The sequence below is a fragment of the Parasphingomonas puruogangriensis genome, assembly GCF_036663635.1.
In the GTDB taxonomy this organism is placed as follows: domain Bacteria; phylum Pseudomonadota; class Alphaproteobacteria; order Sphingomonadales; family Sphingomonadaceae; genus Sphingomonas.
In genome coordinates this window covers 23796-42161 of sequence record NZ_JAXOJI010000006.1, presented here as the reverse complement: position 1 = coordinate 42161, position 18366 = coordinate 23796, and the positions used below count along the sequence as shown (strand labels likewise).

The following is an 18366-nucleotide window of genomic DNA, read 5'->3' as shown; positions in this document are numbered from 1 at the left end:
CCCCTGTCACCGTGCGGTCGAGGGCAATCGGTGCCCCGTCATGCTTGGCGCCGGTTATTGCCGCGGGCCGCGAAACAGGCAATAGCTTTCTCCCGGAAATAGCAGGCAATTCGGCGATCAGGGGGCAGTGTTGGATCAGCGCGACGGCCCCTCCTTCGACCCCCGCCATTGGAACGCGCCTCCGTCCGGTGCGGCATCGCCAACCGACTCGGCGTCGTTCGACCCGCACAGCTGGATCGCGCCACCCGCACCGCCTCCGCCCCCACCGGCGCCGCCCGCGCCCAAGCCGCCGCGCGACCGCCGCCCCCTGCTGGCCGCCGCATCGTCGCTCGCCATTCTCGTGACAGGGGGTATCGCCGCGTTCGTGTCGCGGCCGACGACGCCCCCCGTCGCCACTGCCGCTGCCGCCCCCGCCGCCATGCCTTCTGGTGCCACCGATGCCTCGACCAGCCAGCGCACGCTGATCCTGTCCGGCGCAGCGGATATCGCCCCCAGCCTGGGCGCCTCCGGCATCGCCGCCGACGAGGCGATTCGCGCGGGGCGCCAGGCGGCGGCTGCGCTCGGCGCGGGAACCGGCGATATCCGCCTGATCTTCGACATGGTCGGCAAGCCCGGGGCAGCGACACTCGCCCGGCTGGAAGCGACGCACGACGATGGCAGCGGCCTCACGCTCATTCGCGCCGCCGATGGCCGCTTCACCGAGCAGCGCCAGGCGGCGCATTTGGTGACCAAGCTAGAAGTTGTCCGCGGCGAGCTCGACGCGGAAAGCTTCTACAGTTCGGCGGTCGCGGCGGGGATCAATGACAATCTGGTCGGCGATTTCGCCAATGCCTTCGTGTTCGATTTCGACATGCAGCGCGAGGTCGCGCCGGGCGACATTTTCGAGGCCGGCTTCCAGCAGCGCTATAACGCGGCGGGTGATCCGGTCGGCCTGCCCGTGCTGGTCTATGCCGCGCTCAACACTGCGACGAAATCGCGCGCTTTGTACCGCTTCAGCCAGGCCGGCGACAAGAAGCCGGGCTGGTACGACAGCAACGGCCGCAGCACGGTGCGCACGCTGATGCGCACCCCGATCGACGGCGCGCGCATCTCTTCCCAATTCGGCTTCCGCGAGCATCCGGTGCTCGGCTTCGTCAAGATGCACAAAGGCACCGATTTCGCCGCGCCGACCGGCACGCCGATCTTCGCGTCAGGGGACGCAATAGTCGATTTCGCCGGCCCCAAGGGCGCCAACGGCAATTTCGTGCGGCTGCGCCACGATAATGGCTGGCAGACGTTGTACTTGCACATGAATCGCATCTGGCCCGGCATCGCGCCGGGCGTACGCGTCACGCAGGGCGAGCAGATTGGCGAAGTGGGCACGACAGGCCGCTCGACCGGCCCGCATCTGCATTACGAAGTTCATATCGACGGCCAGCCGGTCAACCCGCTGAGCATCGAGACCGGCAGCGGCGGCCGGACGCTGACCGGCACCGCGCTGGAGGATTTCCGTCGCCTGCGTGACAAGATAGATGCGCGGCGGGCGGATAGTTATTAACTCCCCCTCGCCCGGCGAAGGCCGGGGCCGCTGGGTTTAGGCGACCGGCTTGCCCCGAACCCGGCGGCCCCGGCCTTCGCCAGGGTGACGGATAGTTAGACCGGCCGCCGCGCGTAGATCAGCAGCGGCGCGAGGATCGCGAGCAGCGCGACCGTCATCCCAATGCTGGCGTTCATTCCCTCGGCCGACCCGCCCCACCAGGGCGATCCGACCAGATCGAGATCGAGCATCGCGCCAAACCCGCCGACCCCGGGATTGGGATCCAGCCCGAGCAACAATTGCTCCGTGCCGTTCCACGCCAGATGCATGCCGATTGCGGGCGCAATGCCGCCGGCGCGCGCGGCAAGCAGGCCGAACGCCAGTCCCCCCAGGAACAGATTGGCAAGTGCCACGAGATTGGCTGCCCCGCCCAGCACGTGCAAGCCGGCGAACGCCGCCGCGACCAACGGCACGGCCACGCGCACGCCCCAGACCCGCGCCAGTAACGGCTGCAGCCCGCCACGAAAATAGCTCTCCTCGGCAACCACCTGCAGCACGATCGCGACCAGCCCGAGCAGCAGCGCCGCGCCTGGTGTCCCTGCGGCACCGATCGCTAGGCCGCGCGCGATCCACGACAACGCCGTGCCCGCCAGTATTCCGGCCAGCCCCAACGCAGCCCCCAGCGCCAGCATCGTCCCTGGCCGCGCACCGAGCGCGAACGGCCGTACCCCGGTCAGCGCCCCGCCGATCAGCGCCGCAAGCAGCATCGCGCCGAAGATCGCCGCCGTGAACACGCTTTCGTCCCACAGCGCGCCATGCGTGCCGCCGATCAGCCCGGTGGCCGCGACCAGCATGGGGCCAAACGCAATCAGCAGCGCGGCGACCGCGACACCGGCGATCGCGCCGATCACGGCCAGCGGTGCGTCGGGAGGCGCTCCCGGCTTGGCTACCGTCGCCACGAGGGGCTCAGCGCAGCGCGGCGACGACCGGGGCGGCGGCGCGCGGCGTCAGCATCGATTTGCTGCTGTCCCCGACGAGGAAATACGGCGCCCAATAGAAGGGATGCGAATATTCCGGCTGCGCGATCAGGTCACGCTGCGCATCCTGCAATGCTTCGCCGATCGTCTTGGTCCGCCCCGATCCGTAGAACACGCGCATGAACTCCTCGCTCTCGCGCTCGGCCGAGACCTGCCAATAGGTCGCCAGCACGGCGCGCGCATTGGCGGTGAGGAACGCGCGCACCAGCCCCTCAAGCGTTGAGCCCGCTTCCTCCTGGCCCGACTGCCGCGCCAGCGCCTCGTCGCGCACGCCACTTGCCGTATCGCAGGCGGACAACACCACGAGATTGGCGTCGAGCTTCATCGCAGCGATCTCGGAAAAGCTCAGCAACCCGTCGGACGCGGCATCGCCGAACGACGTGACCAAGGCGGGCGGTGACATCGCGCAGCCCCATTGGCCCTCTTCCAGGCCATGCGTCGCGAAATGCAGCACTTCGTAATCGGCAAGATCGCTGCGCGCATCGAGCGCGGTATCGTTGAACGCGGCGCCGATGATCACCGGTGACCCGGTCACGCCCAACGCCGTAGCGGCGATGTTCAGCTCACGCTCGCTAATCGGCTTGAACGCCTGCGACAGGTTGCTCAGCCGCCCGAAATCGACCGAGCAGGAATAGCCGACCTTGACCATCCGCCCGGTCGTGTCGCTAACCGCGACCGGCGGCACATGCTGGCCGAAGCCCATGAACGGGCGCGTCGCCAGCGAGCGCGGCCGCGCGCGGGCCGCCAAGAACGAGCGTGGCGAGAGGGCGGTGGAAATCGTCGCCTGGCCGGCCAGGAACGCGGTCTTCGAGAAATCGAACGGCGACGGCCGCACCGCCTCCCGATCATAGCGCGTCACCAGCACGCCGATCGGCAGATGCTCGAGCGGTCCGGAAGGGTCGACGACCAGCCCCGGAGCGGCGCTGAGCAGCGGCTCGGCCGGTCCGGCGATCAGCCGGAACAGTGCATAAGCCGCGGCATCGTCGAACGGCACCAACTTGCCGTCGCCGAGCCGCCCGTCGATCGAGCGGCGCACGTTTTCGGCCAGCGCCCCGACCGCCGCCTTGGAGGCGGCATTCGGCGCGATGGCATAGGCAAACATGCGGTCGCTGCTCACCACCATGCCGTAGAGGCGGCGGTTGAGCGTGGCGATCTTCAGGAACACTTCCCCCGGCTTCAGCGCCGCGCGCACTTCGTCGAGCGTTGCCGGGCGATCATCGACCGTCTGGAAGCGCGGATTCTGCGCCAGCTGCGCCTCGACCACGAACAGACGTTGCTCGGCCGCGGTGCGCGCGCGCTGCAATTCGTCGTCGGGCACTTTGACCACATCCGCATCGGATCCCGCAGCGATGGCATAGCGCAAGCGCGTGACTTCGCGTTCGAGGTCGGATCGTTCGCGTACCAGCGCGCCGAGTGCGGGATCCTCAGTTACCACCGATTGCAACTGGTTGACCTGGCGCGCGACGGACGGCTCACCTGTTGCCTGCACGGCGCGGAAGAAGCGCGCGAACGTATCGGCGCGCGGCGTGCTGGCGGCTTCCTCGGCGAGCAGGTCGAGATACGCTTCCATGCCGTTGGAACTGGCTAGCGCATCGCCGCCCGAATCGATCATCGCATCGATCGCGCGAGCATATTCATCGCGAATCGCGGCGTGCGACGCGCCACTGCCGGCGAAGATCGCTGCCCGCTCCAGCTGCGCCTGCGCGATCGACGGCTCGGCGCCGGTGCCCGCCGTCGCCACGGCGCCGCGGCGCATGTCGCCCAGCGCGCCGTCGAACGCCGTCAGCGCCTGCCCGGTCTGCCCGGCACGCGCGAGCAACCGCGCACGCTGGCGGTCGATCTTGGCACCCAACCACAGAATCTGCGACCGATCGATCCGCTCGTTTTGCAACGGGCGATAGCGCTGCGCGGCGAGCTCGATCGCCGCGCGCGCGCCGGGTTCGTCGCCCAGCGACAATAAGGCGATGCTGCGCGCCCAATTGGCCTGTGCATCGAGCACGAGTTGCGCAAGCTCGCCGGTATCCGGCACGGCGATCGCGCTGACCGCATCGCCAGCGCGGGTGCGGGGCTGATTGAGTTGGCGCAGCGCGGCGGGGTCCATCAGCGGGCGATCCGCCGCGACGTCAGCGCGTCCCTGCCGATTAAGCAGGACGATCGCTTCGCGAAACTGATGCCGGTTGATCAGATCGAGCGCGCGATAGGCATCGCGCTTGCGCGTCAGGAACGGCGTTTGCGCGGTTGGCGACGCGGTGAACACCGCATCGGCCTGCGCAAAATGCTCCTGCGCCGCATCGGGGAAGCGAATGTTTGAATCGGCCAGTCCGGCCTCGATCAGCAGCTCGGCACGAATCGCCGGATTGGCGCCGGCCGGCAGCCGGCTCAGCGCATCGTTCAGCACGCGCGACGCATCGACGTTCAGCCCCTTGTGGTTGAGGTTGATGCCCTCGGCCAACGCCGCCGCCGGGCTGAACCCGACGACCTCTTGCGCCGGCGTGGCGGCGACGGCTTCTGGCCCGGTCGTGCCGAGATCAATTGTGCCGATCACCGTGCGCATAACGTCCGCGCTCGGCCGCTTGATGCCGCTGAGGATCGCCAGCGCCTCTTCCAGCTGGGCGACCGTCGCCGGCGTCGCATCGCCGATCAGGATCGTGTCGCCGACACGCAGGTCGACACGTACTGTAGCGGTGGATAAAAAACGATCGAAGCAGCGCCGCACCTGCACCGCGCCGGCGCCGATCGTTGCGGCCCGTGCCGTGCCACAATCGAGCAGCGCATCGATTGGCTTGATCGCTACCGCGGTCGCCGGCACGATGCGGATGCTACCGATCGGGCGGCTCGCGCTGACGCCGCGACAGGTGATAGTATAGGCACGCGCGAACGGATCGGGCACCGCCGGATCACGCCATTCGCGCGCCGCAACGCATGGCTCGCCGCCGGCGGTACGTCCGAGGCTGATCGTATCGGGCCGATCCGGCAGACGCGCCAGCGCCGCTTCGGGCAGCGCGAGCGCGGCGATCCCGGCGAGCAGGATGCCTCTGGCGGGGTTACCAACGATCACTTGGGCGTCTCCTCGGCATTGGCGCACTCAGTGTCGCCTTCCTCACACGACGCGCGTGGGCCCATCGTCGCGAGCCCGGTGAGCAATTCCTCATTGCTGCCGCTGACCACGGGGTCGAACGGCACGTCGAGCGATTCGACCGACCCGAACACGTCCTGCTGCGTCGTCTCGAACACCTGCAGGGTCGGCTGGATGACGATCGCCGCGAGGCAGCCGGCACCCGATCCAACCAGGCAACCGTTGATCCGCGTCGTACCGAGATTGGCTTGACCCAATGACACCACGCCGCTGCCCAACAGCGCCGCCGCCGTGCCGCCGATACCGTTGATCGTGCCGAACGCGGCAAAGGCATTGGTCGCCGCCGAGGGTGGCAGCAAGGTCAGCGCCGGGTTTGCCGGCGACCCTACCGAACCGAGCACAATACCGCTGCTCTGCCCGCCGCCTCCGGTATTCTGGAACAGTGCATAGTCGCCGTAGCGGACCGTCAGGCTGTTGGCCGAGACAGTCGTCTGAGCCGCGACATCATAGAAGCCGCCGCCGATATTGGCGTTGTAGAGCGACGAATTGGCATTGCCGACAAAACCGGAAACGACCTGTTCGAACGATGCGCCGGTCAGCGCATCGATGAAGCCGGGTGCCACGCCGACCGCGATGCGATTGCCGCGCAGTTCCAGATCCGCGCCGTCGAACAGCAGCCGCCCGCCGGCGTCGCTGGTCGCCACGACGTTGATCTCGCTGGCCATGCCGCCATCCGTCGTGTCGCCGCCGAGCCGGAAGCGCCGGCCGGCGCCAGCGCCGCTGACCACGCCACGCACCGCGATCGCGCCGGTGCCCATGATATCGACGCTGCGGCGCCCGGCATCGGCATCGAACGCCACTGTGCCGATCTCGACCGCGCCATTGCCCTGGCGGAACGTGAGGTTATCGGCCTCGACGAACTTGATCTCGGCATCGGACAGGCGGAACCCATCATTAGCGGTGCCATCGCCAAGCCGGAGCGCGGTCGTGTCGGCGGTGCGGTTGTCGAACGTCACGCTGGCCGCGCGTTGCACGCCGGTCAATGCCGCATCGCTCGCCCGGATGGTCAGCGTCGGTCCGGCAACCACCTGACCGAGCGTTGCCAGCCCGACTGCGTCGACCGAGGCCGCGCCGGTCGCGCGCCCGCTGCCCAACGTCACGTTGTTGCCCTTGATGGTCAGCGCGCCGCCACTATCGATGCTCGCCACGGTGGCGTTACCGACAGCGGTGACCAGCGCGTCGCCGCTCGCGCGCAGCGCCTGCGCCGATAGCGCGCCACCGGCGTCCAGCGTCAGCGTGCCGCCGGCGCTCGCATCGCCGATGGTGAGCGCGGCGCGCGCCTTGATCAGCGCCGCGCGCGCGGCACTCAGCGTGCCGGCAATGTCGATATCGGTGCCGCTGATCGATGCCGCGCCCGCCACCCCGACATCGCCCAGCCGAACCAGCGCGCCGCCATCGACCATCAGGTCGCCGCCGGTCGTCGTCAGCAGCGTCCGCGCCGTACCGCGCCCGGTGATGTCGCCAGTCGCGCTGATGGTCAGCGTCGCGCCGGTCACGCTATCGATCGCCAGGCTGCCCCGGCTCGCGATCGAGCCGGCAGCGCCGGCCGCGAGCCGGTCGAGCGCCACACTGGCGCCGGAGATCTGCGCTGTGCCACTGGCATTGTACGCCCCGCCGGCCAGCGCCGCACCAGCCGCGACGTCGATCGTCGCCGCGCGCACATCGCCGGTGGCGATCGCATCGCGCGTCGCCAGACGGGTCACGCCGCTGGCGGTGATGTCACCTGTGCTCAGCGTGCCGGCCGACAGGACGATGGCGATATCGCGCGCCGTGATGTCGCCCGCGGTGAACGCTGCATCATGCTGGAACGTGTCGGTCGCGCTCGTGCTGCCATCGGCCGCGGTGGCGATCCCGCCAATCGCGCCTGCCGTGATCGCGCCGACCGTGACGCTGGCGCCATTCCCGGCGCGCAGGCCCAGCGCACCGCTGCCATTGTCGATCGTCGTGCCAGCCAAAGCGATTGCCCCGGCGGAGTCGATCAGCATCGCGCTCGTCGCGCCGGCGGCGTTGCCGACCAAGCTCAGCCCGCTGCCGCCGCTGATCCCGCCCGCGGTCGAGGTAAACGCGATCTGGCCGCCGGCGCGTTGCACGATCCCGGCCCCGCCCAGCAGGATGCTGCTCCCGCGCACCGTATAGGAGCCGCCGGTGGAGACCGCGTCGAGCAGCGTCGCGCTGCCCTTGGCCCGAACCGCAAGATTGCCCGACACGACCGCCGCGCCCAGTTCCGTGTCGCCGCCGCTCGATACGATGCTCGCCGATCCCGCCGCCACGCCAAGCGACACGATCGACACGTCGCCCGTGGCCAGCGCGTCGATCCCGCCATTGGCGATCAAGGACCCGATGCCGAGCGACCCGCCGGTCGCCTTGAACGTGGCCAACCCGCCCGCCGTGACGCCGCGCAGATCGACCTGCGCGCCCGATACGCTCAGCGCGCCGTTGGCCTGGATCGCGCCGCCGATACGGGTCAGGCCGGTCGATGCCAAGGTCACCACGCCGCCGCGGACGCCGCCATCGATCGTCAGATCGCCGCGATCGGCGAACAGATCGACCAGGCTGTTGCCGACATCGATCGATTCGATCTCGATTGAATCCGCACGCAGTGAAATGGCGCCGCCCGTCAAAGCACCGAGCCGCACCGCCTGCCCGACGTCCAGCGTCAGGCCGGCGCCAGCGGTCAGCGCGATCGTGCTGCCCGGCGCATAGCCGGTCAGGCTGCCATTGGGGGCGAGGATGATCAATGCGCCGTTGGTGCTGGTCACGAATGGCGCAAGCACGTCGCGCGTCGAGGTCAGCCGTACGGTACCAGCAGCGGTGAGCCCGCCGCTGATCACGATATCCGCTGGGTTGGTCGACGTGGTGATCGTCGCCGAGCCGCTCGCATCGACACCGCCGAGCCGGATCGTGCCGACCGAATTGATCGCCACTGCGCCGGTTGCGCCGGTCGTCGTGATGACGCCGGTGGTGATCCCGCCGCCGCCCTCGACGGCGTTGAGCGTTACCGGGCCCGATGCCGTGATGTCGCCGCCCCTGATACCGGTGGCACCAGCGCCGATCGACTGCACGTTCACCGATGCGCCGGTAAGGTCGCCAAAATCGACGCGCCGGCCCGACAGAGTCAGCGCGCCGCGCGCGACGATGGCGCCGGCAATGCTGGTCGTGCCGCTCGATTTAAGCGTCACCGTTCCACCGCGCACGCCGCCGTTGATCTCAAGATCGCCGCTATCGGCGAACAAATCGACAAGATTGCTGCCGACATCGATCGAGTCGATCTCGATCGTATCCGCGCGCAGCGAGATCGCCCCCCCGGTGAGCGCGCCGAGCCGCACCGCCTGCCCGACATCCAGCGTCAGCCCCGATCCGGTGCTCAGCGCGATCGTACTGCCCGGTGCATAGCCGGTCAGGCTGCCGTTCGGGGCGAGCAGGACCAGGCTGCCATTGGTGCTGGTGACGAACGGCGCGCGGATATCGCGCGTCGAGGTCAGCCGCACGGTGCTGGCGGCGGTCAGCCCGTTGGCGATCAGGATATCGCCCGGATTGGTCAGTGTGGTGATCGTCGCCGTCCCGCCGGCGGTGACGCGATCCAGTTGCACCGTATCGCTGGACGTGATCGTTACTGCGCCGGCCGTGCCGGTGGTGGTAATCGTTCCTGCGGTGACGCCCCCGGCGCCGGCCACCGCGGTGAGCGCCACCGGTCCGCTCGCCGTGATGTCATCGCCGGTAATGCCAGTCGCCGCTGCGCCGATCGATTGCAGCGTTACCGCCGTGCCCGTGATATCGGAAAAAGCGATGCTCGCGCCAGACAGGCTGACCGTACCGCCGACGTCGATCGTGCTGGTTTTGACCACACCGTCGATCGCATCGATCGATAGACTGCCCGCGCCGATCGTAATCGTGCCGGTGTGGATTCCGCCGCTGCCGCCAAGCAGGGTGAGCCCCCGCGCCAGCGACAGGTTGCCGGTGGTGAGCGGGCCGGCAAGACGCGCGCCGTCGTTGATCGTCAGCGAACGCGCATCGACCGAGCCCAAGGTCAACCCGCCACCCGAACGCAGCACGACGTTGGACTGCTGTGCCGGGCCGCCGTTGAGCACGCTGTTGCCCGCCAGCACGAGATCGCCGCCGACCGTCTCCAGCGTCATCGCCTCGCTGCCGGCGCCGTCGCCATTGGCGGTCAGCACCAGGCCGGATTGGCCGGTCAGCCCGCCGGCGGTTGCGATGATTGCGACCGCGCCATTGGCCGTCTGCGTGCCGCCCAGGATCACCGATTGCCCGGTGACGCGGTAATCGCCCCGCGCGGACACGCCGCCGGTGAGCCGCGCGGAGCCGCCGGTGGCGGTGATCACGACGTTGCCATTGCCACCGTCGACCAGCCCGCCGATCGCCAGATTGCCCGCTGCCGTCGCGCGCACGCCACCGCCGCCGCGCACCGACGTCGCGGTCAGGGCGCCGGCACTGGTCAGCGTCGTCGCGCCGCCGCCGTCGATCGCGCCCGCGCTTAGCACGCCGCTATTTGCGGTCAGCGTCACCGCACCGGCAGTCGATCGCACCGCGCCCAGTTCCAGCGTCGGCCCGGTCAGCACCACCCCGCCGGTGCCGCCGTCGATCGTCCCCGCGATCGTGACCGCACCGGTTGCAGTTCCACGCACGCCGGCACCGCCGCGCACCGATGTTGCGCCCAACGTCCCCGCGCTGGTCAATGTCGTCAGCCCCGCGCCGTCGATCACGCCGGCGCTAAGCCCGCCGATCATGCTGGTCAGCGAGATCGCGCCGCCGGTGGAACGGACATCGCGCGTCGATAGCGAGTCGCCGGACAGGGTCACCGCGCCGCCGGCGGTGATCGCGCCGCGCCAGAGCTGCGCGCCGATCGTCGTCGCGGTGAACGCGCCGCCGCTCGATGCGGCCCCGATATCCAGCGACGCCGGCGCCACCGAGGTGCCGATCGCCACCGCACCGCCGGCCTGCAGACTGCCGATCCGCAAGGCGCCGTCGCGATTGATCAGGACGTTGCGACCCGTACCACGCGTCTGCAGCAGCCCGCTGATCGTCGTCGCACCGCTGCCGCCCAGCGTCGCATTGCCCCCGGCATCGATTGACCGCGCCACGAGCGCGCCGTTCGATATCAGCGTGACCGCGCCATCGGAGACCAGATTTCCGCCGGTCACGCCGGCGCCGTTCAACACCAAGGCGCGAGTCACATCGACATTGCCGACGCGCAGCGCGGTATTGCGCACCAGTCCATCGCTGAACGCCGCCGTGCCAACCGCGCCAAGCAAGCCACGCGCCTCGACATTGCCCAGCAGCACGCTGCCATCGGCACTGCCAGAACGGATCAGCACGTCGGATTGCCGCGCGGTACCGCCGAGCAGCGTGGAATTGCCCGAAAAGGCGATTGCGCCGCTCGGCGCCGTATCGACGATCGCCAGCGTCAGCGACTCGCTGCCGGCGCCGTCCTTGTTCGATTGCAGCGTCAGCGTGCCCAGTCCGGTAATGCCACCAACGCCGGCATTGATCGCCACCAACCCACTGGCCGCCTGCGTCACCGTGCCGCTATTGCCCAGGGTAACCGTCCCGCCGGTCACGCGGTATGCGCCACCCGCGCTCACCGCGCCGCTGACCGCGACGATCGATTGCCCGCCATTGACGAGCACGTCGCCGCCCGCGGTCAGCGTCGCGGCAGTGATTCCGGTGCCGGTCAGGTTTACCGTGCCGCGTTCGGACACCGCCTGGGCGATGGTCAGAGCGCCACCACCGGTGGCAGTCAACGAGTTGAACGCGCCTAGCCGGACGCCGCCCGACGAGGTGCCGATAATGGCCCCTGCCCCCGCTTGTGCGTTCAGCGCGCCGCCGGTGCTGACGACGTCGGTCAGCCGCATGCCCTCGGCGCGCAGCGCGATATCGCCGGCAGCGCGCGTTTGTCCGCTGATGATCAAGGTCGTGCCGGCGGCAACGTCAAGCGCCCCGCGCGCGCTGATGTCCCCACGCAGCGTCTGGGCGCCGCTCGCGATGAGTGAGATATTGCGGGCCGAGACAGTGCCCTCGATGGCAATCGACGTGGCGGGGGTGGCGCCCGTGCCGATGGTCAGGTCACGGCCGGCACTGACATTGCCGCCGATCGAGACCGCGCCAGCGCGCTGAATCAGGATATTGTCGCCATTGCCGCGCGCGGTCACCGCACGGCGGATGACAGTCGCGCCAGTGCCAGTCAGCGACACACCGCCGTCAGCGTCGATCGAGTCGACCCGCATCGTGCCATTGGCGACCAAGGTGATCGCATCGTCCGATCGCAGCGCCCCGGTGGTCATCGTGGCGGAGCGCAACGTGATAGCCGAATTGACGTCCACGTCACCAAGCGTCAGTACGCCGGAGATCGACAGGCCGTTGGTATAGGCCGCGCTGCCGATCGAGCCGAGCAAGGCGGAGCCGGTCACGTCGCCAAGCGCAATCGAGTTCGCCGCAGTGCGCACCCGCACACGTACATCCGATTCGCCGTCCTCACCGCCGCGCAACTGGGTGGCGGACCCGAACGCGATATTACCGCCGCTGGTGCCCGTCGTGGCCAGCGTGAGTGCGCCGTTGCCGTTATTGTTGGAATCGCCGATCAACGTCAGTGCGCCGAGCCCAGTCAGCGTACCGTTATTGGAAGTAGCGGTGACGTTGCGCAGCGCCTGCTGCGTTACCGTCTCGGCCGCGCTGCCCAGCGATACGCCGGTTCCGGTGACAAGATAATCCTGCCCCGCCGTCACCGCCCCAGAGACGGTGGCCAACCCGCCAGCCGTGACACGCACATCGCGCCCGGCGTTGAGCGCGCGCGCCAGCGTAACGGCACCACTGCCGGCGGCAATGATGTCAGCCTCATTCCCGGCGGCCGTCAGCGTGCCAGACGCGGCCAAGCTTACGACACCACCCGTTTGCGCCGTCGTCCCGCCGACAGTGATACCGTCGATGGTGCCCGATGGCCGGCCGGCGAGCAGCACGATGCCGCGCTCCGAGCTGGTCGCGGTGGTCACCGACGCGCCGATGCTGAGCAAGGCGTCGGTCACCGAAGCGCGCGAGGCCAAAGCGAACGTAACGTTGCTTCCGCTCACTGTGCCGCGCACGATCTGGCTTGAGCCGCCGACCGATGTGCCCTTGTTCAAGGTGACCGACAGCGGGCTGCCGGTACTGTAATTGAGCGTGACATCGGTGGCCGTGACGAAGGCGACGTCCTGGTTGCCGGCGGTGAAGGTGCCGTTCGCATTGATCTGCGGCGCGACAAGAATGAGGCCGCGATTGCCGCCCTCCACCGAAATGCGCGCGCCGGTCTGCACGGTGATACCGGCGGTCAGATCGTCCGCACCGGACAGGCGATAGCCGTTGCCCGACAGGAAGTTGGTCGGCTCCAATGTAGTCAGCACCAGCGATCCCGTATTGATCGACGCGCCGCCACCGATCAGGATGCCGTGCGAATTGTAGATCCACACCGCGACGTTCTTCTCGGACGAGAGATTACCGCTGATGGTAGAGCTGGTGCCGGATACATCGCGGTTAAGCACGGCGATGTTCCCGATTCCCTGCACGACGGGGCGGCTGTCGTTGAATTGCACCGTCGATCCGCCGGGAATGTTGAACCCGTCCCAGTCGATCACGGTGCCTGTCGCGCGCAGATTGACCGTCAGCGTACTGCCCGATTTGCTGATCTGGGGATTGATCCCGCCCGTGACCGCCACGGGGTTCGCATCGCTCGTCGCCGGCAGCGATTGCGCGCCCGCTGCTGTGACGATCAGGCAGCTGGTCGCCAATGCGGTGGTGATCGCCAGCGAGCGGCGGATCTGGCGGCGATGCTTGGACTTGAGCATGGACGAACTCCCGATAATCTACCGTATCACGCGATTAGCGCGAACGATCGAAAATTTGTGCGGTCAACGAAACCAACAGGCGATTGGGTGGTCGGCGATCGTCGAGGCGAGATGCCTTGTCGCGCGGGCGGGCATAGGTCACGTCGAGCACCGCCAGCCCTGGCAGCGAAACACGCAAGCCGCCGCCGAAGCTGCGGAATGTGCGCGACCGCTCGATCGCGCTGCTGTCGAGATTGCGCAGATAGACATAGTCGTAAAAGCCAAACAGCTGCGTGCCGATCCGCGTCGAGACCGGGACGTCAACGCGCAGTTCGCCGCGCCCGGCGGCGGCCTGATCGCCAGTGCTGACGCCCGGATCGTAACCGCGCCCGATCGTCAGATTGCCGACCGAATATTGCTCGTAATTGAGCAGCGGATCATTCGCCCACTGCCCCTGCGCCTGCCCGGCAATGCTGAAGATCGGCCCGAGCGCGATCATCCCGTCCAATGCGCCCCGCACCACCAGCGCGCTGGCATTGCCGTTGATCCGCGAGGTCAGCGTACCACCGCGATAGCCCTGCTTGCTCGCATCGAGGATGTCGAAGCCCTTGCGCACCTGCAGCGATCCACCGAGCGACAGTGCGGTCTTGCCGTCCAGTCGCAGCGTGCGATGATCGGCATCGAGCCCGAGAAAGGCGATGCGCAACTTGTCCTGCGTCAACGGTATCGACAGATCGCCCGATTTGATCACCGAGCGCTGATCGACATAATCGACCCCGCCGCTCGCGCGGAGATTGGTGCGCAGCGACCGGATCAGCGGCCGCGCGATATCGAACCCGGCGATCAGCGTGTTGGTGCGGAAATCCAGTGCGCCAAGATCGGGGCGCGACCAGGCATAGGTGAAGCGCGCGCCGACCGTCGTGCCACTGTTGTCGATGCCCATGATATGGCCGACCTGCGCGACGATCTGTTCCTGGAAATCCACCGTGGAGGACAAGCCGACATAGGTTACGTCGGCTTGCCCGGTCAGCCCATAGAACTCGCCTCGGAGATAGGCAGTTTCGCGACCGGTAAGTCGTGAATTTTGATTTTGCACGTTGCCAAGGATCGCATAGCGACGAGACGCGACGGTAAGTTCGCCGATCACCTCTCCTTGCTCGGTGCCGGCCGGGCGCAGCGATAATTGAACTTCCAGGCCGGGAATATCGCCTGCCAACAGCAACAGCCGTTCGGCCTCGTGCTCGTTCAGCGGATCGAGCGCCTGGATCTGTGCGATACGGCGGTGCAGGATGCCTTCATAGGCGCCGGCGGAGCCGCGCACGCGGATCTCGACGATTTTTGCCGTCACGACCTGTAGTTCCAAGGTCCCGCCAGCAATCTCCTGTGGTGGGATCTTGACCGAGGCAACCCAGCCGGCGCTGCGCAGCGCGGCATTGGCGCGATCGCGGATGGCGCACACTTCGCTGAGCGGGCGTTCGCCGACCGGCGGCGTGACCCGCGCTAGCGTGGCGGCGATCTTGGGCTCTACGGCGCTCCCGTCCGGGCGGGTAAAATTGAGCTTGCTGATCGTCAGCTTGAGCGGCGATCCGTCAAACGGGCACGGCGCCAAATCCACCGCCTTGCTGGCGTCGACGCTGACCGCGCCTGACTGGCGCGTATCGGGCGTGGGTGGCGTCACTTCCTGCCGTGACGGCAGCGCGCCCTGCGGCACCATCGGCTGCGGCGGCGGCACCGGCTGCTGCTGCGCCAATACTGCTGCCGGCGATATGGCGAACAGCGTCACGCTGGATCCGCGCAGCATTTTCTTTAACGCCGTTTTCGCCACCAATCGCTCCCCAAACCTATTGTCGTGCCAAGTTGCGGAGTATTCTCCGTGTTCGACCCGTTCGTCGCCTCAGCCCGCCCGTCGCCGCACCGTGACCGCAATGCTGCACGTAACGCCGCACGTGCCAAGATCGATCTTGCAAGACGTCGAGTGGGCCATGCGAACTCCCCTTGTCCAGCCGGCAAACCCCGCCCGATCGGTTCAGCGTCAATAACGATGTTCGTGCGTGTTGAACAGCTTGGACGGTTAATCTCTACGATACTATTTTATTTCAGCGGCATGCTGCGAAATGGGCTTCCACCACGATGAGCTGTCACAATATCCCCGTATCAATGCTTGCCGCACGCGCCGGCACCCGGCATCCTTGCCCGGTCTTAACGGAGGTGGATCATGCAGATGCTACGGGTCGGCAGCAGGGGTGACGAGGTTCGGACGCTGCAGAACTTATTGCGCCGTTACGACCCGCAACTGGCCAGCGACGGCGTGTTCGGTCCGCAGACCGAACGCGCCGTGCGCCTCAGCCAGCGCCGCAACGGGCTTTACCCGCCGGATGGCATTGCCGGCCCGATGACAATGGGGGCGCTCAACGGCGCCGGGATCGGTGCCCCCACCCGCAGCGTGCCGATCCCCACGGCGCGGTCGGCGGCGGTGCGCTCGGCCAACGCCGCGGCAACCGCCACCGCCCGCCCGGTCGCGCCAGGGCGGGGCGACGCCGGCCCGCTCAAGGCCGCGGTCGATCCGGCGCGCGAACGCGCCCGCACCGCACCGATGCCGGCCGGCGTCGTCGCGCCGGTCGCCGGCATGCACATGTCGCGGCTCGGACGGCGCTTCATCTACGATCACGAAGCGCAGCATGGTGTCAGCAATCGGCTGCATCATCCTTCGAGCGGGAGTGGCGTCACGATCGGCCCCGGCTATGACATGAAGGACCGCAGCGCCGCCTCGGTTCAGGCCGATCTCCAGGCGGTCCAGGTGCCCCCCGCCGCCGCCGCACAAGCGGCCAAGGGCGCCGGCCTGTCCGGCACCGCCGCGCACAATTTCGTGCGCGACAACAAGACGGTGCTCAACCTGACCCGCGAACAGCAGGAGGCGCTGCTGGTGCATATCCTGCCCAGCTACGAAGCCCGGGTGAAACGCGCCATCACCATCCAGCTGCACCAGAACGAATTCGATGCGCTGGTGTCCTACGCCTACAATCCCGGCGGCGGCTGGAAGAAGACGACCAAGCTGGTCAATGAATCCAAGCCGCACGATGCGATGGTCGAGATCAAGCGCCACGTTTATTCGAAGGGCGAGCGGATCAACAGCCTGGTCGTCAGGCGCGCGGCCGAGAGCAAGATGTTCCTGTACGGAGAGTATAAATGACCGTTGCCCGCCCCCTGCTTGGCCTAGCCGGCATCCTGATGATCGTCGCCTGCGGCCCGAAGACCGCCGATGCGGCCGGCAACGGCCAGGTGGCATTGGACCAAAACACCATCGGCGCGGCCGACAGCGCGCCTGCCCCGATTCCGACCGCGCTTGCGGCGGCACCGGCGGCGCCCGCCGCCATGGGGCAGGACGAACCGACGATCGATCGCAGCAACCAGACCGGCGCCGCCGTGTTGCGCACGATCTTCCTCAAGGCCGGGCAGATCGACGGCCAGCGCATCACCGACTTCCAGCTGATCGGTCGCTGCCAGACGGCCTTCACGGCCGCGGGCAAAAAGACCACGATCGATTGGTCGAAGGTCGGCAACTTCGCCGGGCGTGACGAGGCCGGGCGGACCGTCCTCGATATCGACGATGGTGCCGGATCGCATGCCATCTCGGTTCCCAGCGGGGATCAGCCCGAACCGCTCGGCAACGCCGCCGCGCGCGTCGATGGCGGCTTATCCGTGATCGCCGACTCCTGCGCCAAGTAACCGTTGCGGCTCGCTGAAAGGTCGATCGACACATGAATACGCGCGGAAGGGCGTGGATTGCCGTATCGTCCGTTATGCTCGGGACGGCGATATTGCTGTCAGCGTCCGAAATTGGCCTGGCGCAGGCCGAGACCAACAGTCTGGACGTCGGGGCGGTTGAGCAAGCCAAGGCGCAGGACAGCAGCGATGCCAGCCACGCCACGATCGTAGGCGCGTTGCGGCGCGCCCTGGTCGGCACCGCCACGCTGGACGGCACGCCGATTACCGACGTTCAACTGCGCTCGCAGTGCACGACCGCCTTCGTGACCGCCAAGGGCGCAACGGTCATCGACTGGAGCAAGGTCGGCAATTTCGCGGGGCGGATCGACGGGAAGCAGGCCATCCTGCCGATCAGCGACGGCAACGCGAACCACGTGTTCGCCATGCCGGAAGGCGATGGCTTCCGCGGCGTCGATGGCAGCATGGGCCTATTGGCGAACGAATGCGGCGGCCCGATGTGAGCGACCTTAGGCGGTATCAAGCGCCATAGCGACCCTGGCGGTCGGCAATCCGATCGCCCCAAGCGCAAGCGTATTGCAATCGGACCCGTCGAGACTGCACCACTGCAATAGGACAACCCGATGCCGCACCAATTTATCATATCCCTAGGCGCGATCATTCTGGTTGGCTGCGGATCTCAAGCTGGCAGTACGAACGCGGCCGAACCAGCGCCGACGCCGATCCCGACCGCGCTCTCCATGGCGTCCGCGCGCGCGGACCAAGCGGCATCAACGATCGATCGCACCAACGCGAGCGGCACCAGCGCCATTGCCCCGGTGCTGATCGCCCATGGCACACTGGATGGCGATAGCATCACCGACTTCAAGCTGCGCTCGCGCTGCGAAACCGATCTCGTCACCGCCAAGGGCACGACGACGATCGACTGGAGCAAGGTCGGCAATTTGGCCGAGCATGACGAAGGCAATCAGGTCGTCACGCCGATCGACGACGGCAGCGGCCCGCACCAGCTCGCCATGCCCAAGGCCAAGCAGACACCGACGGTCGGCGACGTTGCCTCCGTCGTCAATATGGGCCTGTCGGGGATCGTGGATATTTGCGCCAAATAACCCCGTCGCCTCGGCAGAGGTTGGATCCTCTGGG

General features: G+C 67.8%; 9 protein-coding genes. 5 read left to right on the top strand and 4 right to left on the bottom strand.

The window, feature by feature from the left end; translation table 11 throughout:
* Nucleotides 1-130: 130 nt before the first annotated feature.
* Nucleotides 131-1537: a M23 family metallopeptidase gene (locus U1739_RS14555; protein ID WP_332709293.1), complete on the top strand. Its 1407-nt coding sequence runs from the start codon at nucleotides 131-133 to the stop codon at nucleotides 1535-1537.
* Nucleotides 1538-1632: 95 nt separating this feature from the next.
* Here U1739_RS14555 and U1739_RS14550 read toward each other — a convergent pair whose 3' ends face one another.
* From U1739_RS14550 to U1739_RS14535, 4 genes are read right to left on the bottom strand one after another with little or no spacing between them, the layout of a single operon-like run.
* Nucleotides 1633-2475 (bottom strand): CPBP family intramembrane glutamic endopeptidase, encoded by an 843-nt coding sequence (locus U1739_RS14550; protein WP_332709292.1) that lies wholly within the window; start codon nucleotides 2473-2475, stop codon nucleotides 1633-1635.
* 7 nt (nucleotides 2476-2482) lie between these two features.
* Nucleotides 2483-5611, bottom strand: coding sequence for a CHAT domain-containing protein (locus tag U1739_RS14545; RefSeq protein WP_332709291.1), 3129 nt, complete (start codon nucleotides 5609-5611; stop codon nucleotides 2483-2485).
* Nucleotides 5608-13521 carry a two-partner secretion domain-containing protein gene (locus U1739_RS14540; RefSeq protein WP_332709290.1) on the bottom strand — a complete coding sequence of 2638 codons (7914 nt, stop codon included), beginning with the start codon at nucleotides 13519-13521 and terminating at the stop codon, nucleotides 5608-5610. Before U1739_RS14540 ends, U1739_RS14545 begins: the two co-directional genes overlap by 4 nt.
* 34 nt (nucleotides 13522-13555) lie before the next feature.
* On the bottom strand, nucleotides 13556-15325 hold the full coding sequence (locus U1739_RS14535) for a ShlB/FhaC/HecB family hemolysin secretion/activation protein (protein WP_332709289.1): 1770 nt from the start codon (nucleotides 15323-15325) through the stop codon (nucleotides 13556-13558).
* A 390-nt stretch (nucleotides 15326-15715) separates the two neighbouring features.
* Here U1739_RS14535 and U1739_RS14530 point away from each other — a divergent pair, with 390 nt between their 5' ends.
* The 4 genes from U1739_RS14530 to U1739_RS14515 all read left to right on the top strand — a co-directional run bounded on the left by U1739_RS14530 (nucleotide 15716) and on the right by U1739_RS14515 (nucleotide 18332).
* Nucleotides 15716-16690 (top strand): DUF8812 domain-containing protein, encoded by a 975-nt coding sequence (locus U1739_RS14530; RefSeq protein ID WP_332709288.1) that lies wholly within the window; start codon nucleotides 15716-15718, stop codon nucleotides 16688-16690.
* Complete coding sequence (locus tag U1739_RS14525; RefSeq protein ID WP_332709287.1) at nucleotides 16687-17226, top strand: hypothetical protein; 540 nt, start codon at nucleotides 16687-16689, stop codon at nucleotides 17224-17226. The genes U1739_RS14530 and U1739_RS14525 overlap by 4 nt, the downstream gene beginning before the upstream one ends.
* A gap of 32 nt (nucleotides 17227-17258) precedes the next feature.
* Nucleotides 17259-17726 (top strand): hypothetical protein, encoded by a 468-nt coding sequence (locus tag U1739_RS14520; protein WP_332709286.1) that lies wholly within the window; start codon nucleotides 17259-17261, stop codon nucleotides 17724-17726.
* Nucleotides 17727-17846: 120 nt separating this feature from the next.
* A complete protein-coding gene (locus U1739_RS14515; RefSeq protein WP_332709285.1) occupies nucleotides 17847-18332 on the top strand; it encodes a hypothetical protein in 486 nt (161 codons plus the stop codon).
* Nucleotides 18333-18366 lie beyond the last annotated feature (34 nt).

What these genes read in the sequence shown, in the direction of transcription:
- U1739_RS14530 (WP_332709288.1), top strand. Translation starts at nt 15,716, where the DNA reads ATGCAGATGCTACGGGTCGGCAGCAGGGGTGACGAGGTTCGGACGCTG.
- U1739_RS14515 (WP_332709285.1), top strand. Translation starts at nt 17,847, where the DNA reads ATGCCGCACCAATTTATCATATCCCTAGGCGCGATCATTCTGGTTGGC.
- U1739_RS14540 (WP_332709290.1), bottom strand. Translation starts at nt 13,521, where the DNA reads ATGCTCAAGTCCAAGCATCGCCGCCAGATCCGCCGCTCGCTGGCGATC.
- U1739_RS14525 (WP_332709287.1), top strand. Translation starts at nt 16,687, where the DNA reads ATGACCGTTGCCCGCCCCCTGCTTGGCCTAGCCGGCATCCTGATGATC.
- U1739_RS14520 (WP_332709286.1), top strand. Translation starts at nt 17,259, where the DNA reads ATGAATACGCGCGGAAGGGCGTGGATTGCCGTATCGTCCGTTATGCTC.